General features: G+C 52.0%; 13 protein-coding genes, 1 tRNA gene and 1 other RNA gene. 4 read left to right on the top strand and 11 right to left on the bottom strand.

The genetic code is table 11. The features are described from left to right. Positions 1–12: 12 nt before the first annotated feature. The 11 genes from dnaX to BLV85_RS07120 all read right to left on the bottom strand — a co-directional run bounded on the left by dnaX (position 13) and on the right by BLV85_RS07120 (position 12,154). A complete protein-coding gene (gene dnaX, locus BLV85_RS07170; protein ID WP_090413739.1) occupies positions 13–1,599 on the bottom strand; it encodes a DNA polymerase III subunit gamma/tau in 1,587 nt (528 codons plus the stop codon). Between the two features lie 58 nt (positions 1,600–1,657). Continuing rightward, positions 1,658–1,755: signal recognition particle sRNA small type (gene ffs / locus BLV85_RS07165), an RNA gene on the bottom strand. A gap of 178 nt (positions 1,756–1,933) precedes the next feature. Further along, positions 1,934–2,010: transfer RNA gene (locus BLV85_RS07160), tRNA-Met, on the bottom strand. 117 nt (positions 2,011–2,127) lie between these two features. Continuing rightward, positions 2,128–3,519, bottom strand: coding sequence for a hypothetical protein (locus tag BLV85_RS07155; protein ID WP_143032298.1), 1,392 nt, complete (start codon positions 3,517–3,519; stop codon positions 2,128–2,130). 27 nt (positions 3,520–3,546) lie between these two features. Next, the gene (locus tag BLV85_RS07150; RefSeq protein WP_090413733.1) at positions 3,547–4,218 is read right to left on the bottom strand and encodes a hypothetical protein; all 672 of its coding nucleotides are present in this window, start codon (positions 4,216–4,218) and stop codon (positions 3,547–3,549) included. Between the two features lie 30 nt (positions 4,219–4,248). Next, positions 4,249–4,788 (bottom strand): NUDIX hydrolase, encoded by a 540-nt coding sequence (locus tag BLV85_RS07145; protein ID WP_090413731.1) that lies wholly within the window; start codon positions 4,786–4,788, stop codon positions 4,249–4,251. Between the two features lie 138 nt (positions 4,789–4,926). Further along, on the bottom strand, positions 4,927–5,781 hold the full coding sequence (locus tag BLV85_RS07140; RefSeq protein WP_090413730.1) for a DUF2914 domain-containing protein: 855 nt from the start codon (positions 5,779–5,781) through the stop codon (positions 4,927–4,929). Between the two features lie 153 nt (positions 5,782–5,934). Further along, positions 5,935–6,873 carry a DnaJ C-terminal domain-containing protein gene (locus tag BLV85_RS07135; RefSeq protein ID WP_090413728.1) on the bottom strand — a complete coding sequence of 313 codons (939 nt, stop codon included), beginning with the start codon at positions 6,871–6,873 and terminating at the stop codon, positions 5,935–5,937. A gap of 334 nt (positions 6,874–7,207) precedes the next feature. Then, a complete protein-coding gene (locus BLV85_RS07130) occupies positions 7,208–8,851 on the bottom strand; it encodes a sensor domain-containing diguanylate cyclase (protein ID WP_245725122.1) in 1,644 nt (547 codons plus the stop codon). A 123-nt stretch (positions 8,852–8,974) separates the two neighbouring features. After that, complete coding sequence (locus BLV85_RS07125; protein ID WP_090413724.1) at positions 8,975–9,952, bottom strand: ABC transporter permease; 978 nt, start codon at positions 9,950–9,952, stop codon at positions 8,975–8,977. 15 nt (positions 9,953–9,967) lie between these two features. Continuing rightward, positions 9,968–12,154, bottom strand: coding sequence for an ABC transporter substrate-binding protein (locus tag BLV85_RS07120; RefSeq protein WP_090413722.1), 2,187 nt, complete (start codon positions 12,152–12,154; stop codon positions 9,968–9,970). 392 nt (positions 12,155–12,546) lie between these two features. On the opposite strand from BLV85_RS07120, the gene BLV85_RS07115 reads away from it, so the two are divergent. From BLV85_RS07115 to lspA, 4 genes are all read left to right on the top strand, one after another. Next, the gene (locus BLV85_RS07115) at positions 12,547–12,978 is read left to right on the top strand and encodes a group III truncated hemoglobin (RefSeq protein ID WP_090413721.1); all 432 of its coding nucleotides are present in this window, start codon (positions 12,547–12,549) and stop codon (positions 12,976–12,978) included. A gap of 105 nt (positions 12,979–13,083) precedes the next feature. Continuing rightward, positions 13,084–14,100 (top strand): bifunctional riboflavin kinase/FAD synthetase, encoded by a 1,017-nt coding sequence (locus BLV85_RS07110; protein ID WP_090413719.1) that lies wholly within the window; start codon positions 13,084–13,086, stop codon positions 14,098–14,100. Continuing rightward, entirely contained in the window at positions 14,063–16,885 is a 2,823-nt protein-coding gene (gene ileS / locus BLV85_RS07105) for an isoleucine--tRNA ligase (protein ID WP_090413717.1), read from the top strand. The genes BLV85_RS07110 and ileS overlap by 38 nt, the downstream gene beginning before the upstream one ends. Positions 16,886–16,924: 39 nt before the next feature. Further along, complete coding sequence (gene lspA, locus BLV85_RS07100) at positions 16,925–17,422, top strand: signal peptidase II (RefSeq protein WP_090413715.1); 498 nt, start codon at positions 16,925–16,927, stop codon at positions 17,420–17,422. Positions 17,423–17,774: the final 352 nt, after the last annotated feature.

Genomic DNA, 17,774 nt, shown 5'->3' with positions numbered 1-17,774 from the left:
TCACTGTCTCCATTATTCAATTGGTTTAATAGAAGAAACGTTTAATTTCGCATCAAACTGCTCGATCAATGCCTGTACAAAAGGATCGGCTTCAATCGCATCCACGGCACGAGACTGTTTTGCCAGCTTATCACGATCCTGCAGAACGGCCGAGGTGACACCCGTGATACTTCCCACAGAAAAAGTCACCTCGACAGGTTTGCCGAAATAGTTTTCCAGCTGCGATTTGAGTCTATCCTGATAAGATTTATCCAACAGATGTTTGTGCATCTCCGCCACACAGAATGCGATTTTCTCTGACGAGAACGATTTTGCCTCGCAGTATTGCGCCAGCATGCGGGTCATTCCACTCAATTTCAGCTGGTTCACCACCGCCAACCAGGCATCATTGGGCGAATTATGTTCAACCGGATGCTCCGGCGCCGGCTGATCAGGCGGTATTCTGTTAACCACGTCACCGATATTAGGCATGCTATCGGCCGTATGCGTTGTCTGCCTGCCCAGGCTAGGCGAACCTGGCAGGAAAGCCAGCAGCCGCAGCAAGGTCATTGTGAATCCGCAATAGTCATCGGGTGCCAGACTGAAATCACCGCGTCCGTGCAAAACGATTTGATAAAATAATTGGATATCCTCGGGTGTGAAGCGGCTGGCAAGCCTCATGAGCCGGTCCCGTTCCGGCCACGACTCATCAATAGCTTGCGGCACAGTCTGCGCCAGGGCCAATCGATGCAGCACTGCCGCCAATTCCTGCAAGGCCTGATCGAATGACACGCTGGCTGCTTCCAATTCATCCGCGATCGCGAGCATGGCAGCACCATCCTTTTCCGCCAGCGCTTCCAACAAAGCGAATAAATAATCCTGATCCAGCCCCCCCAACATGGCTCGGATATTAGCTGCGTCCAGCACGGCATTACAAAAAGCAACCGCCTGATCGAGCAGGCTCAATGCATCGCGCAGACTCCCTTTGGCGGCATGCGCCAGTAATTTGAGTGCAGCCGCATCTGCCGTCACCGCTTCGGAAGCCAGAATTTCAGCCAAACGCTTCTCGATCAACAGGGGCGGTATTTGCTTCAGATTGAACTGCAGGCAACGGGATAAAACCGTGACCGGGATTTTCTGGGGATCGGTCGTGGCCAGTATGAATTTAACATGGCCCGGGGGCTCCTCCAGCGTTTTCAGCATCGCATTGAAGGCTGATTTGGAAAGCATGTGCACTTCATCAATCAGGTAAACCTTGTAGCGTGCCGAGACAGGTGCATATTGCGCGTTATCCAGCAGTTCGCGCATCGCATCCACCTGTGTATTGGATGCTGCATCCAGCTCGACCAAATCGACAAAATTTCCTTGATCGATGCCCAGGCAGACAGCACACTGCCCGCAAGGCGTGGGGGTCACACCTTGTTCGCAGTTAAGCGCCTTGGCCAGAATCCGGGCAACCGTGGTTTTTCCGACACCGCGCGTACCGGTAAACAAATACGCATGATGCAGGCGGTTCTGCTCCAGCGAGTTAGCGAGCGCCCTGACTACATGCTCCTGCCCGACCAGTTCGGAGAATCCCTTTGGACGCCACTTGCGGGCAAGTACTTGTGAATCCACCAAGATTTGTTATCAAGAAAAAGATTAGCGCGACTTGGCCACGATGGCCGACATATTGATGGGTGGCGAGCCGAACCCCCGGCACTTACAAAAATAGCTGTGGCTGCTTCCTTCCGGATCTGACCAGGTTCACTACCTTGCAATGCGGGGAGGCCCGCCATAGTGTCATTTTACCTCAAGCTGTCACTTGAATGTAGCAATATGTTCATCCATAATCGTCCACCATTGCGGATCAGGCAGCAATTATCCAAATATAAGCGCAATTTTACGGATGAACATCCTACTGGATGGATGCAGCATACTTGGCTGCGCAATTGATAAGCACGGATAGAAATGATGGTTGCGGGGGTAGGATTTGAACCTACGACCTTCGGGTTATGAGCCCGACGAGCTGCCAGACTGCTCCACCCCGCGACAGGATTTATAACTATAAACAAAAAACCGGCAGCAGTCAAATTTGATGTTCACACCCATCCAGGACAAGAGCGCGGCATGGCCCAGCAAGCCACCTGTTTGCAGACTACCTTTTGCTCATGGCACGACAACAATCTCCACGCTATCCTGAAAGCTGCCATCCAATAAACCATCTTCATTATTGTCAACCGCGAATGTCACACGATACTCACCCAGAGGGAGCCCACTGGCCGAACCATTCAAGATCGGCAGTCGGTCGATAAAGATCAATGGGCCGCCATACACCCGTACCGCCTGATCGGATCGGACAAACTCGAAGCGCTCGTTCAACCAGAACACACCCATTGGCGTGACTGCACGCACCCAGTAATCGGCCGGTTTGTTCAGGCCTGCATTGGGGAACAATGATACCTCGAGCAACAAATGCTCGCGCTGGCTGACGGTGGCGGAACCGGACAAGCGGTTGGCAAAGACTTCCGGCATTGGCGGGCCGCCCGCCTGCTCCGGGTTAAAAAACCAGGCAACATCGTCTCTAAAAAAGATATTGCCCCGAGTGATGACAAAATGTCCGGGCCTTGGCTCTACAGCTTGAATCTCACATGCGGCAAATGTTGTTTCTTCATTGTCGAAGTGCAATACGATGTCGGCATCATCGGTCGGTCCAGCAAACTCGAGTACTACGGTATAGTCATCGGCCGTTCCTGCCAGGCCGTCAAATCCGCTCATCGCGAGCCGCAGCGTGGCGACATCATCCGGGCTCAGTGTACGCTGCGCTTCGCCCGTGGAAATGCCCTGCTGCATGACTGCTTCCGAATTTCCCAGACCAAGCAGGTTGGCCACGCCCAGGTTGGCGTTGGCTGCAAACAAATGGCCCGGTGGCAGATCGAACAATTCACGGCCATAGGTCGTGCGATCCACCCGGGGCGCTATCGTGAAGGGGTTGTTGTTATCCCTGCGAAACCAGTGGAGATTGACATCATCGCCGCGCAGATCCTCGTGCGAGCCAATCACCCCATCCATGCCGGGATCGAGGTTATACACGCCATCCGCACCCCGGGTCGTCTTGGTATAGTCCCGCTGCACACCCTGCAAGCCCGATTCGGAAGCCAGATTGGGATGGTCCAGGCCTATGCAATGCCCGAGTTCATGCAGCAGCACCGATTCGAAATCAAACTGATCGGGTGGCACATTGCTGCCGGTTTTGTGCACGTTTCCCAGCGTGGGAACTAGATCATTCCAGGTCTTGATGGCATTCAACACAGGCACCCACATTTTTCTCACATCATTGAGCGATGTGCTCGATGCGATACCCACGGTCACGAACAGCACTCTGCCCGCCCCCCTATAACCAGTCGGGTGCGTGATCACATTGGGACCGATTCTATCAGCCAGTTTCTCGGCCAGCATGAACACACCTGGATAAGCCGGCGTCACCGTCGTCAATGCCGTTATCCCTATCACTGCTTTTGGCAGCCAGGTCAACAATGATCGCCACACCAGAATGTTCATACCGGAAATCCACATCGCATATGTTGATCAAGGCGCAGCATCGACCTTCGTGAGATCGGATTGGCGCATGATGGCCTCGAGCCGTTGCTGAACGGCGTACAACTGTTGAATCTCGGCTATTCCGGTATACTGCCTGGCATCTCTTTTCAGGGCATGCCAGGATATGGTTTTTTGGGTTGCCGGCGTGGCTGACAGCGACCTGCCCGCCGCATGATACCGGTCAGGAAAAAACTCGATATGCAGGGTCGGCGCATCCGAGATGCCGAAGATGACCGATGCGTGCAAATCACTGGCCTGATCATGTGCCGCCATCAAGTCACGCACCTTGCGCGCATCGAATGCCAGTAGTACCTGGTCAGTCAGCATCGACCACAATTGGCCCAGATGCCCCGGATCCAATCGACCGGCGTAGACGCCCGCCTGCTTCAAGAAATCCGGATAATACACCCGCATGGTGCCATCCTGATAAAGCGTCAGGGAAGGATTCGCCTGACCGTTTCTTGCGCCCCCAAGAATCTGGGTGTAGCGCAACAGGATAGCATCCTCATCAGGCCAGGCCACCTGGCCTGCCGCAGACGCAGCCGGGCCAGACCGTACCGGACCGGCATCAGCGGCGAAAACCGGCATGGGAAGCGGGCTTAGCACCATTGCCAGCCATAACATCAAATGGGTGAACAAGCTTCCGGCAAGCATTTTCATCAGCCAATCACTCTCTAAAAATTGACCCGCTCAGGAGGATGAACGGTCGATCATACCGATATGAAAAGCGGGTTGCCCCTGACGCCTTTCTTTGAGATAGCGCTTCAATGGATCATGAATCACCCGGAAGGCCATTTCATCCCAGGGAATTTCGTGTTCTTCGAACAGCTTCACTTCCAGGCTTTCGATCCCCGGCGAGAAATCGAGATCCAATAATTTTGCCCGGAATAATAGATAGACCTGGCTGATATGCGGCAAATTATAGACAGCATAGAGCTCGCGGATCTCGACCCGGGCATTGGCCTCCTCCAGCGTTTCCCTGGCCGCACCTTGCGCGAGCGTCTCGTTATTCTCCATGAAGCCCGCGGGCAGCGTCCATTTTCCCTCTCGCGGAGCGATCGCGCGCCGGCATAATAAGATTCTGCCCTTCCACTCCGGGATGCATCCCACCACCATCTTGGGATTCTGGTAGTGTATCGTATGACAAACAGGGCAAACAAACCGTGGCAAGGTATCACCTGTCGGTATGCGCAATTCAACCTCGCTGCCGCACTGGCTACAAAATTTCATATCTGTTTCCACAATTCATGCCGATATACACTCGCTGCAATCACACCATTGAAACCGACAAACCCAAACAAGTCCCGGATACCCCTGCCCGGCAATCCTGGTTCGGCCTTTGATTCATTTATCGGCCAGAAGCCCTGATCAACGCGTCACTTTGAATCCACGCTCTGCCAACAGCTTCCCTGACTGATCAAATGCCACCACTCGCCATGCACCGATTCTGGATTTATCGAGTATCTTGCTGGAATACGTCCGCCAATCACTCGCGCCTGTATCCAGTATAACCCTGGCTACATGTTTTTCCTGATAAAACCAGTCTACAGTCACTTTTTCATTTTCAAGCCCAGACAAATGCAAGTAAAAATAAATCGGCTGGCTATAAGCCATCGCCAAAGGCACGTGATCAATACTGTCAACCGGTTCACGCCGCCGAATGCCCGATGTCAGCTGTGCCCGCAGCACGCTGGGATGATCGTTCGCTTTCGGCTTGACAACGACCATATTACTTCCCACCTCGTGATCGGGAGCGGCTGGCTTGATGTCTGGCGTGAGTATCTGGTCGGCATTCGCCTCAGCAGACGATCGGCTTGCTGGTGCATCTGCTGCTCCCTGCTTGGAAGCCGGCTTTTCAAGCCCTTGCGCACGGCCTTCCTGCATGTTGTCAGACGGTTCTGTCGGCGATTTCTCCACTGCTGGAGATGGCGCGGAGGCCGCAAACTCACTCTCTGAATGCGTCGGGGCCTGCGCCAAAGCCATGCTGTCATTGGACACCCCCTGGCGGCTGCCATCCTCATCAGCCAGCCATGTAGCAATTAGCCAACCCATTGCCGACAGGACCATCAGCAAAGTCAGGGCCGCTATCATTATTTTTCGCCAATCATAATCCGCAGCAACTGATTGGCGAGAAAGAGAGTCGGCTTCCTGTTCAGCCTCGGATCGCCCGGGCATGGATTGATCAAGCCGAATGCGGATTTTAAGCCGTGTATTTTGGATCATGCTTGCTTGGATGAACTGACTAGACTGAGATCGCTATCGAGAAAAGGCTGGAGACTGGCGCGCGCCACATTTCTTGCTTGCATAAGTTCCAGCACCACTGAAACACCATTGTTTGGATACCACATCTTCCCAGAAGGAATACCCCATGAACGACTAGACTCGCAGTTTCGCACGAGGATTGAATGCCAGTTTTTGCTCCATCTCGCGGTAAATTGCACGCGCCTGTTCGCTATCAGCCGGAGGCAATGCAATCTGCAGCACGATATACAAATCTCCTGGCGGCGTACTCGGGATGCCACGTTGCCGGAGCCGTAGCTTTTGCCCCGACTGGGAGCCGGCTGGGACTTTAAGATCAACCACGCCGGCTGGCGTCGGCACCTTGACTGTCGCGCCCAATGCAGCCTCCCACGGGGCAATGGGCAAATCCAGGAAAATATCCTTCTCTTCAATTTTATATAGCGAATGAGGCTTGAACATCACTTCAAGATAGAGATCCCCAGCCTGCCCCCTTCCCATTCCGGGACTGCCTTGACCCGCCAGGCGAATATGCTGACCTTGGCGAATGCCTTTCGGAATGCGCACGTGCAGCGTGCGCTCCTTGGTTTGCGGCCGCCCATCGAGCCCAAGCTGGGTATGCTGCAAGGTCAAGCTGCGCACCGCGCCGCGAAAGGTATCTTCAAGATCAATCAATATTTTAGCGTGCGAATCCTCGCCAGGCACGCCAGATCCGGCACGCTGCCGGGCATGACCACCGCGACCGAATAACGCTTCAAAAAAACTGCTGAATTGGGAAGCGTCTGCCTGCTTAAAATCACCGCCATGAAATTCAAAGCCCTGATCCCATCCTGGTGGCGCTTGAAATTCCTGGCCATTCTTCCAGCGCGCGCCCAATTGGTCATACGCAGCTCGTTTTTCCGGATCCTTGAGCACTTCGTAGGCCTCGCCGATTTCTTTGAAACGTGCTTCAGCGCCAAGTTCCTTGCTGACATCGGGGTGATATTTGCGCGCCAATTTGCGATAGGCTCGCTTGATATCATCCTGTGTGGCATCGCGTGCGATACCCATAATCTGGTAATAATCCTTAAATTCCATTTCTTGCTATGCCCAGCTTAGGCCCTCTACCTGAAACCCATCAAACACCCAGTCATGCAATTATCCCGGATTCCTCGGCCAACTGCCACTTGCCATCGCCCATGCGCCGTGATGAAACCAGGAGGCTGTCCGAGAATAGCGATCGTAGCGAGTGCGGAGCTGGCTGAGCGGGATTTTTCGATCATTTGAGGCGAATAGTGGTTCTATTCAACGAAAAGGTTCGGAAAATCCAGCCTGGCAGGTTCGTCCGCAGTAGATCAGTCTGTTCTCGGACAGCCTCCTAGATGCACATCAGACCCACTCCATCCAACCGGTAATTCGAGACCGGCTTCGATCATTGCGTAATTGCGCCAATACATTCGATCCGGTCACGTCCTGCTTTCTTCGCCTCGTACAATGCCGCATCCACATGTGCGATCAAGTCACTCGGCGTGGCATCTTCAGTTTGGCATTGCGCAACACCAATGCTGAGCGTAATCTTGATTGGATGTTCTTTGAATTCAAGGCAAATTTTTCTAACCTGCGACCGGATCCTTTCTGCGGTTTTTACTGCCGCGTCTGCGTCGGTTTCAGTCAAAACGACCACGAATTCATCACCACCATAACGCGCAGCATAATCGATGGTTCGAATCGATTTCAGCAGAACTGTCGCCACGGTAATCAGAATCTTATCGCCCATGATATGCCCGAGATCGTCATTGATGTGCTTAAAATGATCAACATCTATCATCAGCAAGCAAAAAATGCGTTGGTTACGTTTATATCTGGCCAGCTGCTCGGTCAAAATGGCATCAAGTTTACTCCGGTTATACAAACCGGTCAGACTGTCGGTTACCGATAATTTCTGCAGCAGCTGGTTTTTTTGTTGCATGACCTGATTGGCCACCATGATTTCTGCATGCTTGCGGCGTAACGCATCTGTCATTTGATTGAACATGATGGTTAACTGGCCAACTTCATCCTTCTGTCGGACTTGCAGCCTGGTTTCAAAATTGCCCTCCACAATACCCTTAGCCGCATCGATCAATCTCTTTAGCGGGGTGACGATGGTATGCCCCATATACAACGCTACCGCCGTTATGATCACAATCACAATGCCGACAAATTCCAGAAACCGATCTCGCAGTTTTGTCCAGGCTACCTGTATATCGCGATAATCACGCTCCACCAATACTGCCACTGGAATTTTCTCGGACATATACAACAACCCGATCGACCTGGGATAGGCAAGGCCATTATAGATCATTGAATCTTTATCCCGCATTTGCAACTCACCCAGCTGTTGCGAATCCAGCGCCACTTCACGACTCGCCACTGGAATGCTGCTCAGCAACACTTTTCCCTCATAGTCCAGCAAAAAGATCTCGCCGAGCGAGAATTTCTTGGCGTCCAGCAATTGGCTTCTGAGCGATCCCAAATCGAGCGTAACAGCAAACGCACCCACCAGCACATTATCATAAGAGAGCACGGGAAAAACAATGCTCAGAGTGGCAGTGGCATAGCGCGCATTCCAAGAAGGCGGCGCAGATATGGCCCCGGCCGTCAAGGATTTATGCGGCCAGCGCACAGGAATGTCGTAAGCCTCGAGTGCGGGAACACTGCTTGCCACCATTTGCCGATCGTTGTCGTAAACCGCCAGTTCCAGGATCGTTTCGAGTTTCCCCTGTACTGAGCGCAAATAACCCGCCAAGTTGGATTTGACCTGCCTGGCCAGCTCGCCGTCAGCAGACTGATTTAATGTGGACAACCCCTCTATCACGGGATTGGAAGTCGACAACGCTCGCACAGCCAAGGTATTTTCATTCAACCATGCATCCAGATGCCGGTTGACGTTGTCCGCAAGTGCGCGCAATTCACGCGTCACACTATCGTTCATGAGTGCTTCGTTCTGCCAGAATGATAATAAACCCAGCCCCCCAGAAGGCAGCAGGGTTGCAATCACAGCAAACACAACAATCTTGCTTTTAATGCTCTTCAATACAGAACTGTTCCATGTTGAACAAACGAACGTTTTAACAATGAACGACTTTTACGCTATATGCTGCTCCAGAAAATCAGATTGATTCCTCACAAAATATAGCGGCAATGCGATAAGAAAAAATCACTCCAGCCGAACTCTGGGATCAACCAGGGTATAGGAGATATCAGTCATCACCAGACCAATGATATAGAGCAGCGAGCCCAGAAATACCATCGCGCGCACGACAGCGAAATCCTGCGAATGGATCGCATCAATGGTATAACTGCCCAACCCCGGTATGCCAAAAAATGATTCTATGATCAGGCCGCCGAGAAACAGCAACGGAATCACCACGACCACCCCGGTCAGGATGGGAATCATGGCATTCTTGAGCACATGCCTGAACAAGACAAGACTTTCCGGCAAACCTTTCGAGCGGGCGGTGCGTACATATTCCTTGTTCATTTCTTCCAGAAAAATTGTGCGATACCAGCGAGTATTGGCGCCAGCACTGCTGATCACACCCACGATGATCGGCAGAACAAGGAAACGGCCAGCATCCAGCCCGCCGCCATAACCGGATACCGGCACCAGATGCCACAATTTACTAATCAGGAATTGACCACCAATGATATAAAACAGGCTGGAAATTGACATCATCGCCACACATATCACCACTCCCCAGAAGTCAACATAGGTTGCACGGAAAAATACCATCACCAGCGCAAAAGTAATGTAGGCCAACAGTCCGAGAAAGAACACCGGCAACGCGATCGCCAGGCTGGGCCACATCCTGGTTTTAATTTCATGCGCGATATCGCGTCCATCATCTGCCCGCCCAAAATCGAAAGCGAACATGGCAAGCGATTTTTCGAAGAAAATTGTATCAGTCAATTTCTGGCGGCCTTGTGCAACGGGATTATATAACAACGGCTTGTCATAACCGCGATCCTGCTTCCATTTCAGGATCGCCTCATCGGTAACATGTTTTGTACCCAGATGCATGCGCGCCATATCGTCGGGCGTATTCACCACAAAAAAAAGCGCAAAAGTGATGAGATTGACACCAATCAAGATGGGAATGGCATAAAGGATGCGGCGAATGATGTAATTTAGCATAACAACCCGATTAAATTAGGTCGCACGTCCAGAGAGACTCTGACTCAGTTCGCGCCGCCGATAGGCGAACCACGCCGGCGCCAGAAAAATGCCAAGCACAGCAAAAGCCGTACCGATCGGCCATAATACCGGCTCATTCCATTCACGCCGCTTCTGCTCGCGCAAAACCGGGTCAATCCGCCAATACTTGATGTTGTTATAACCCAACCTGTTGGGCTTCACATTTTCATACCAGGCATGGTACAGAGCAAAATCGAGCGGATGGAATCCCCACAACCAAGGCGCATCCTCGCGCAAAATTGCCACCATGCGATCGATAATGCGTGCACGCTGCGGGCCCGGCTCCATGTTCTTCATTTGTTCGAACAGTTGGTTGTATTCAGCATTATCATAGTTGGCTGCATTTTCGCCATTGTTTCCCACTTTGCGTTGCGGCCCATAGAGCAGAAACAGGAAATTTTCCGGATCGGGGTAATCGGCATTCCAGCCCCATTCGAAAATTTGAGCATTCCCCTTGCGTATTTTGTCCTGAAATCGATTGTAATCCGTGCTGCGGACGACCAATTGGATGTTGAGCTTCCTGAATTGTTTGCGCATCCAGTCGAGAATGGATTTATCGTCTGCGCTGCGCGCGGTCACGTCAAAATACAATACCAATGGCTTGCCAGTTTTGCGATCAACCCCCCGGGGATAGCCTGCCTCGGCCAGCAATGCCCGCGCCAATTCGATAGATTTGCGCTGCGGCCTGTCTTCGCGCCACTCATAGACGGTCGGATTCAGGCCTGCCAGGCCTTCGCGATAACCCTCTATCCCTGGAGGAATGGGTCCTTGGGCAGGAATCCCGCGGCCATTGGCAAATATCGAGATATATTCCTCATAGTCAACCGCAATCGAAATGGCCTGGCGCAATTTGCGGGCAGACGCCCGCTCTTGCTGGGTACGACCGCCCACAATTGGATCGAGCATATTAAAACCCATATAGTAAGTTGACGGCGCCACGGCCGTTTCCAGGCGTATTCCCTGGGCCGCCATGTCATCGGTGACAATTGCCTCACCCTGGCCCGTTATCTGTACCGCCTGATCGAAGCTATCCGAACCGATACCTGATGCATCGTAGTATCCCTGCAAGAATTTATTCCAGCGCGGAATGCTTTCCCTTTCGCGGCTGAACACGACCTTATCAATCAGGGGCAGCGGACGCCCTGCATCACGCAGCAACCCTCTCTCTTCGTCCTCCGGCATGCCTTCATATGGATAAAATTCACCCGCAAAATTTGGATTGCGCTCCAGCACCATGATCCGGTTGGGATCATTTTGTGTCAGCATATAGGGTCCCGTGCCGACGGGATACCAATCGAGCGTCAGGTTCCTTTCGGCCAGTCCCGATTGTGAGAAAAAACGGTCAACCTCCCATGGCACCGGCGCAAAAAACGGCATTGCAAGCCAGTACATGAATTGTGGATACTTGCCTTTGATACGGATGCGATAGGTATAATCATCCACCAGCTCCACGCCGCTCAGGGAAAATTCGCGCAAATCCAGAAAATCGTCTGCCGGCATTTGCCTGTCTACCTTCCTTAAGGTATCCGCCAGCTCACGCAGCCCAACCAAGTAATCGGCCATCAGACCGTAAATGGGTGAATGCAGTCTGGGATGTGCCAGTCGTTTGATTTGGTATATGTAATCTGCTGCAACCAGCTCCCGGGTTCCGCTATGCTCGAAATCGCTCAGCTTGTATACTGACTGTGTATCCTGCACAGTTAGTGCATGATAAAGCAGGTTTGCTTGCACATCCTTGGCAAAGGCCGGGTGTGGCTGATAGAGGATGCCCGGTTTGATGGAAATCTCGTAAACCGAATAATGGATCTCCGCACTGGCTGCATTGGCAGGCAGTTGTTCATCATTCGCATTGTAATAACGAACCACCGGCATGCTGAGCGCTGTTTGCGGAATCAGCGTGAAAGGCCGTTTTAGGTAGTGGTACTGCAGCGGCGGCTGGTAAATCTGGGCCGTAAATGTAATTTCGTTGGAACTATAGGATTGCACCGGATCCAAGTGTTTGGGCCGTTCGACAAAGGCATTGTAAAGAATATTCTTACCGGAATCCGCCTCTGGGTAAGGGTTGTTCCAAACATCGGTGCAGGCCGTCAGCAAAATGACCAGAAAGAAAAGGCCATACCGCCACCCCTTGCCAACACCCATGGAAAAGCAGGAGAATAGCAAGAGAATGGGAAAACGATACACGTAATCTGGCTGCAATCGAAATCTCCCCCTTTCACAAACTGTTTGAATCCCAAAATAACCACAACAATATACAAAGATTCGAAGTTACGCCACAACTGTGAGAAAATAATCGCTTCAGTAGCCTGCTTGATAGTCTGAATCACTTGCGGCACCTAGGAGTCTGTCCGAGAATAGCGATCGTAGCGAGGGCGAAGCTGGCTGAGCGGGATTTTTAGATCATTTGAGGCGAGTAGTTTTTCTATTCAACGAAAAGGATCGAAAAATCCAGCCTGGCAGGTTCGTCCGCAGTAGATCGTCTATTCTCGGACAGCCTCCTAGGAAACTCCAATTTATATAGCAGATCAAGAGTTATGATACCTCGACATATTCCTGAACCCAATCCCAATCTATACACCGAAGAGGAGGTGAGTAAACTGGTTCACGATTTTTATGCCAAAGCCAGAAAGGACCCCTCTCTCGGACCGATCTTCGAAGCGCATGTCATCGATTGGGATGCCCATTTCGTACAAATGACTAATTTCTGGTCGGCACAACTACGGGGTACCAGTCGTTTTCGTGGCGCGCCAATGCCCAAACATATCGCACTGCCCGAGCTCAACGCCGCGTTGTTCAATCGCTGGCTGCAACTCTTCCGGGAAACGACGCTCGAACTAAGCAATCCGACGCTGAAACAGCATGCCGATGCAGTTGCGGCATTCATCGCCGAACGATTATGGATGGGTTATCAAATGAGCCACTTTCCCCAGCGGCAACCCGTTGCACTCAACGCCGACAACGCTTGAAGAAAGACGGATTTTGGCCTGTTATTGAACGGCTGTCCCATTGCAAAACCAGCGCTTCGTTCTCGCAGGATATGTTACGACCCTATCTACACTCTTTCCATTAACATGCGCATTACCCGGCGAGCCTCGATACAGGCAAGCCAGCCTGTCGCTCTGACAATCGGCAATTTTGATGGTGTGCACTTGGGCCACCAAGCAATGCTTACCCGTGTGAAGCAAGCGGCTAAGCATTTAGGTCTCGCTTCGTGCGTCATGACCTTCGAACCGCACCCGCGGGAGTTTTTTACGCCTGATCGCGCCCCCACGCGCTTGACAAATCTGCGCGAGAAACTCGAATACCTGGCTGAGCTGGAATTGGACCAAGTGCAGATCTTCCGTTTTGACAACCAATTCGCTAGCATCAGCGCGGAAACGTTTGTTACGCATACGCTAAAACGGGCACTCAATGTCCGCTGGCTATTGATCGGCGATGACTTCCGGTTCGGTGCCAAACGTGCTGGCGATCTTGCTCTGCTGCGGCAATTCGCATCGCGACCAAATGGCATCGAGCTCGAAGTCATGCCCAGCTTTGTGATTGATGGATTGAGAGTTTCCAGTACCGCAATCCGCGATGCGCTTGCCTGTGGCAATTTGGATCTCGCCAAATGTCTGCTCGGGCGCCCATACAGTATCAGTGGACGCGTTGTGAACGGCAACAAACTGGGTAAAAAAATGGGTTTTCCGACTGCCAACATTCAGTTGAAGCACAACCGCCCTCCCTTGAGCGGGATATTTGTGGTAGAAATAACCAGGCAGAAGAATACATTGCATGCCGAACGCATTAAAGGTGTGGCCAGCCTGGGCATTCGCCCGACCATCCTTGATCATGGCAAACCAGTACTGGAAGTGCATTTGTTTGATTTTGACCAGGATATTTACGGTCAACACTTGCACGTTGATTTTCTGCATAAACTCAGGGACGAAGAAAAATATCCCGATCTGGTAACGCTTGCCAAACAGATTGAACGGGATGTTGCGCATGCAAAAGCCTATTTTGCCCGCGCAGATACGATACCTCACGAAACTGCTAGACTAAATTCACAACATGACTACCGACTACAAAAAAACCCTGAACCTGCCTGACACCCCTTTTCCAATGCGCGGTGATCTGGCCAGACGGGAGCCCGTCATGCTCAAAGCCTGGCAGGAGGAAAAGCTCTATCAGAAAATCCGCGCAGCCAGTCAAGGTCGTCCCAAATTCATCCTGCATGATGGCCCGCCTTATGCCAATGGCGACATCCACATTGGTCACGCTGTCAACAAGATCCTCAAGGACATCATCATAAAAAGCAAAACCTTGGCCGGATTTGACGCGCCGTATGTCCCCGGCTGGGATTGCCATGGATTACCCATTGAGCACCAGATAGAAAAAAAACACGGCAAGCACTTGCCGGCTGATCAGATACGGCAGCTTTGCCGGGCATTCGCACACGCACAAGTCGAGCGTCAGAAAACCGATTTCATTCGGCTCGGCGTACTTGCTGATTGGGAACACCCCTATCTCACCATGAACCCTGCAACGGAAGCGGGGATTATTCGTGCGCTCGGCAAGATTCACCGCAACGGTCATCTCTATCAGGGTCAGAAGCCGGTCAACTGGTGTATTGACTGTGGCTCCGCTCTGGCTGAAGCCGAAGTTGAATATGAGAACAAATCATCGCCCGCAATCGACGTCGGTTTCGAAATCGCCGGTAACGGGCAGGACACTCATCCACTCGCGGCGATTCTGGCCACACCGTTACCACCCGATGCGCGAGTCTATGCCGTTATTTGGACAACCACCCCCTGGACTCTGCCTGCCAATCAGGCCGTTTGCGTACACCCAGAATTCGATTACAGCCTGGTCAAAACTGACCGCTGCTGGTTGATTCTCGCTTCTGACCTGGTACAGACTTGCTTGACTCGTTACCAGCTCGACGGGGAAGTCGTTGCCACCGGCAAAGGACAAGCACTGGAAAATCTGACCCTGCATCATCCCTTTGCGGAACGCACCGTCAAAATCATCTGTGGCCGGCATGTCACACTGGAGGCCGGCACAGGTCTAGTGCATACTGCGCCCGCACATGGACTGGACGATTATTTCATCGGACAGCAATACGATTTGCCCAGCGACAGCCCAGTTGGTGGTGACGGCAAATTTACCGCCGACACGCCCCTGGTTGGCGGATTATTCGTCTGGAAAGCCAATGATGTTGTCATTGAAGCCCTCAAGCAAAGCAAGCATTTACTCCATGTGGAGAAAATCGAGCATAGCTATCCACATTGCTGGCGTCATAAAACCCCGATCATATTCCGCGCGACGCCGCAATGGTTCGTGGGCATGCAGCGGCAAAGCGAGACCAGTTCGACACAAACCAGGCTATCACTACGCGAACTCGCTCTGCAAGCAGTTGAGTCCACTCGCTTTTACCCAGCGTGGGGCAGGGCCCGGCTTGAAGCGATGATCAAGAATCGGCCGGATTGGTGTGTTTCACGCCAGCGCAACTGGGGCGTCCCTATGACTTTTTTTGTGCATCAGGAGACGCACGCCCTGCATCCGCGCACCGATGAGCTGCTGGAAGAAGTCGCCTGTCTTGTTGAACAGGAAGGCATAGAAGCTTGGTTCAGACTCGATGCGGCCAGTCTGCTGGGCGAAGATGCGCTGCAATATCGCAAGCTGACTGACACGCTCGATGTATGGTTCGATTCAGGCACGACCCATGAAACGGTATTGAAGAACGATTCCAAGTTAGCGCATCCGGCCGATCTTTATCTCGAAGGCTCCGATCAGCACCGCGGCTGGTTTCAGTCTTCATTGCTGACTGGCTGCGCGATGGACGGTCATGCGCCTTTTCGGGCGCTGCTCACGCATGGTTTCGTGGTAGACGGTCACGGCTACAAAATGAGCAAGTCCAAGGGCAATGTCATCGCGCCACAAAAAATCGTCGATACACTCGGGGCAGATATTCTGCGCCTTTGGGTCGCATCCACCGATTATTCCGGAGAGCTGTTCATCTCCGATGAAATTCTCAAGCGCACTGTTGAGACCTATCGACGCATTCGCAATACCCTGCGCTTTTTACTGGCTAATTTAGCCGATTTCAATCCATCTACCGACACTTTGCCCATTGAGGAATGGATGGAAATCGACCGCTACATGCTGGTTTTTACGGAAAGATTCCAGCAAGATCTTTTTAGGCTATACGAGAATTTTGAATTTCATCAGATAGTGGCGAGATTGCATAATTTTTGCTCAGAAGATCTGGGAGGGTTTTACCTTGATATTCTCAAGGATCGGCTTTATACCACTGCCGCGACAGGCATCCCTCGTCGGGCGGCACAAAATGCGCTCTATCACATCACCCACAGCCTGGTACGACTGTTTGCACCGATTCTAAGCTTTACCGCAGAAGAAGTATGGCAGCAGCTCAACCATTCGGAACACGACAGCATACTCTTGCATACTTGGCACACATTCCCGGAGCAAGCATCAACCTCGGCCGATACACAAATTCTTTTAAATCGCTGGCATCGCCTACGTGAATTACGCGCCCTTGTCCAAAAGCAGCTAGAAGACGCGCGCGCGCGGGGAGAAATCGGATCGTCATTGGCAGCCACCGTCACCATACATGCAGCGGGTGAAGATCACGCACTGCTCGCATCCCTTGGAGACGATTTAAGATTTATGCTGATTACTTCCGAAATTCATCTACAGCAGGTTGTCAACCTCACAGACGAAAGCATCACTGTGGCTGCGAGCCCGCACTTAAAATGCGAACGTTGCTGGCACTATCGGCAGGACGTGGGATCCCATGCCGAACACCCCACATTATGCGGCCGATGCATCAATAATCTTACCGGACCCGGTGAATCCAGGCGCCATGCTTGATTTGCTGATAAACAATACTTTAACTAGCCGCAAGCTGCTATGAAATTACACTTCAGCCTAGCCATTGCATCGATTGTTCTATTAGCGGATTGGGTTTCCAAACGCTGGGTAGAATCCACTTTAGACTACGGACAACAAGTTGCTGTAACCGATTTTTTTAACTTGGTTTTGGCCTATAATCCGGGTGCCGCCTTTAGTTTCTTGAGTGATGCTTCCGGCTGGCAGCGCTGGTTCCTCAGTGCAATCGCTCTGGCTGCTTCGATATTGATCATTTACCTACTCTACAAACATTCATACAACAAACTGCTCTGCATTGCATTAAGCCTTATCCTGGGCGGTGCACTCGGCAATCTCTGGGATCGCGTCACGCTGGGCTATGTTGTCGATTTCCTGGATTTCTATCTCGGCGACTATCACTGGCCAGCCTTCAACATCGCAGATTCGGCCATTGTTGTCGGAGCTTGCTTACTAATCCTCGACAGCATTAAGACGGATCGCCCTCCATCCTCTCAACCAGGATCAAGCAACAACAGCTAGGAGGCTGCCCGAGCATAGCGATCGTAGCGAGGGTGAAGCTGGCAGCGCTGGATTTTTCAATCATTTGAGGCGAATAGTCGCTCTATTTAACGAAAAGGATCGGAAAGTTCGGCCTGGCGGGTTCGTCCGTAGTAGATCAGCCAATCTCGGACAGCCTCCTAGTTCTACTTTGTCAGATTATTCCAAAGCCCTATTTTGCCTGACAGAAGACTGCTTTGCGCTGGATCTCCTCTGATGCCGCTTGTGAATAATTTCAGCCAATTCCTCGGCTGTGAGCTGTCTTCGAGGCAGCATATGAGCTAATGCTGTTACCAAGTCATTGACGGATAACATCGGCCATTGGTCTCTGCCC

This window comes from Nitrosomonas halophila (assembly GCF_900107165.1).
Lineage (GTDB): Bacteria > Pseudomonadota > Gammaproteobacteria > Burkholderiales > Nitrosomonadaceae > Nitrosomonas > Nitrosomonas halophila.
This window is presented reverse-complemented; position numbering and strand designations above follow the sequence as displayed.